The 2,496-nt window shown below is 56.4% G+C and carries 2 protein-coding genes; both read left to right on the top strand.

All coding sequences use genetic code 11. From position 1 onward, the window contains the following. Positions 1 to 113: 113 nt before the first annotated feature. Positions 114 to 1,643, top strand: coding sequence for an IS21 family transposase (gene istA / locus O4H31_RS19415; protein WP_269348172.1), 1,530 nt, complete (start codon positions 114 to 116; stop codon positions 1,641 to 1,643). Continuing rightward, entirely contained in the window at positions 1,633 to 2,424 is a 792-nt protein-coding gene (gene istB / locus O4H31_RS19410) for an IS21-like element helper ATPase IstB (RefSeq protein WP_263046774.1), read from the top strand. Before istA ends, istB begins: the two co-directional genes overlap by 11 nt. The last annotated feature ends 72 nt before the right edge of the window (positions 2,425 to 2,496 follow it).

The following is a 2,496-nucleotide window of genomic DNA, read 5'->3' as shown; positions in this document are numbered from 1 at the left end:
TGTTGATTGTCACTGAGAACTGACCCGGTAGCCCCATAAATTGTCACTGAGAACTGACCCATGTGAACACACTTCCCCGACGGTTTTGGTTGGGGGGATTTGGAGTGATCGACATGGGATTTTTGAGTGTCATTCGACGCTGGGCATTGCGTGACAAAATGCCAATCAGGGAGATTGCCCGGCGGACGGGTTTGTCTCGGAACACGATCAAGAAGTATCTGCGTGAAGGTGCGGTGGAGCCGAGGTTCAAGACGCCCAAGCGTCCAAGCAAGCTGGACCCCTACGCGGATCGGCTGTCAGCCTGGCTTTTAATCCAGACGCGGAAGTCACCCAAAGAGCGGCGGACAGTGAAGCAAATGCATGCTGATCTGGTGAAGCTGGGATATAATGGTTCCTATGAACGCGTGGCAGCTTTCGCCCGGGCATGGCGTGAAGATCGGCATCGAGCGGAACAGACGACGGGGCGCGGCACCTATGTGCCTTTGGTGTTCGCGCCCGGCGAAGCCTTCCAATTCGATTGGAGCGAGGACAGGGCCAACATCGGTGGTGAGCGCGTCAAACTTCAGGTCGCGCATATCAAACTGTCACACAGCCGGGCTTTCTTGGTGCGGGCCTACCCGCTGCAAACGCACGAGATGCTGTTTGACGCCCACTGGCATGCATTCCGCGTCTTCGGCGGCGTGCCTGGTCGCGGGATCTATGACAATATGAAGACCGCCGTTGATCGTGTGGGCAAAGGCAAGCAGCGGGACGTCAATGCACGCTTCAAGGCTATGGCCAGCCACTACGTGTTTGAGCCCGAGTTCTGCAATCCAGCCGCAGGTTGGGAGAAAGGCCAGGTTGAGAAGAACGTGCAGGATGCGCGCAACCGCATGTGGCAGGTCATGCCAGTCTTTGCCGATCAGGCAGAGCTGAACCAATGGCTTGAAGATCGCTGTATCGCCCTTTGGGCAGAGACACCGCACAAGGCTTTGCCGGGGTCCATCGCTGACGTGTGGGAGGCCGAGAAGCCCACGCTGATGGCACTGCCGCCGGCATTCGATGGCTTTATCGAACATAGTAAGCGTGTGTCACCCACATGCCTGATCACGTTCGAACGCAATCGCTACAGCGTTCCCGCCAGCTTTGCGAACCGACGTGTCAGTTTGCATGTCTATCCCGAACGGCTGGTCATGGTCGCTGAAGGGCAAACGGTTTGCGAGCATGCGCGGATCATCGAGCGGTCTCATCGCAAGCCCGGCAAGGTCATCTATGACTGGCGTCACTATCTCGCTGTCATCCAACGCAAACCAGGTGCCTTACGCAATGGTGCGCCGTTCACGGAGATGCCGGATGCCTTCCGGCAACTTCAGGATCACATGCTGCGTAAAGAAGGCGGTGACCGAGAGATGGTCGACATTCTGTCTCTGGTCCTTCAGCACAACGAAGATGACGTTTTGTGCGCAGTGGAGCTGGCACTTGAAGCGGGCGTCCCCACCAAGACGCACATCCTGAACCTGTTGCATCGATTGATCGACCGCAGACCGACAGATCACCCCGAGGTCGATCCGCCGGACGCACTGGCATTGCAGTCAACGCCAGAGGCCAACGTCGATCGCTATGACGGGTTGCGACAGACTAAGGAGAAGCGCCATGCGTCATGACCCAGCAGGAGCTTCTATCGTGATCATGCTACGCAGTCTCAAGCTGTACGGCATGGCAAATGCGATTGAAGACTTGGTCGCCCAGGGCGCGCCAGCGTTCGAAGCTGCCACACCAATGCTGTCACAGCTGCTCAAGGCCGAGATCGCCGAGCGCGAGGTACGGTCTATCGCCTACCACACGAAGGTCGCCCGCTTCCCCGCATATAAAGACCTCACCGGCTTTGACTTTGCGTCCAGTGAGATCAACGAGGCAACAGTCCGACAGTTGCATCGGTGCGAGTTCATTGAAGCGACTGAAAATGTCGTGCTGATCGGCGGCCCCGGAACCGGCAAAAGCCATACTGCTACAGCAATTGGTGTGCAGGCGATTGAGCATCACAGGCGAAAGGTCCGCTTCTTCTCGACCGTGGAATTGGTTAATGCACTGGAGCAAGAGAAAGCGCTTGGAAAGGCTGGGAAACTGGCTGAGATGCTGACCAAGGTCGATTTGGTTATCTTAGACGAGCTTGGCTACCTGCCGTTCAGTTCATCTGGTGGGGCATTGCTCTTCCACCTACTCAGTAAGCTCTATGAGCGCACCAGTGTGATCATCACCACCAACCTTAGCTTCTCAGAATGGGCGCAGGTCTTCGGGGATGCAAAGATGACCACCGCTCTCTTGGATCGGCTTACCCACCGCTGCCACATCCTCGAAACCGGAAACGACAGCTACCGCTTCAAGGTCAGTTCTGAGGCAGCAAAGAAAACTGCAAAGGAGGCCAAAACATTGACCGCATCATAGACCACGACGCATAACTGAGGGTGGGTCAAATCTCGGTGAAAATACCGGGTCAGTTCTCAGTGACAATCAACA

It is taken from the genome of Sulfitobacter dubius, assembly GCF_027214245.1.
In the GTDB taxonomy this organism is placed as follows: Bacteria; Pseudomonadota; Alphaproteobacteria; order Rhodobacterales; family Rhodobacteraceae; genus Sulfitobacter; species Sulfitobacter dubius_A.
Note: the sequence above shows the minus strand (reverse complement) of the source record. Positions and strands in the feature narration are given on the sequence as shown.

Excerpts from the sequence above, each read along its gene's own strand:
- istA (WP_269348172.1), top strand. The coding sequence starts at position 114 with ATGGGATTTTTGAGTGTCATTCGACGCTGGGCATTGCGTGACAAAATG.
- istB (WP_263046774.1), top strand. The coding sequence starts at position 1,633 with ATGCGTCATGACCCAGCAGGAGCTTCTATCGTGATCATGCTACGCAGT.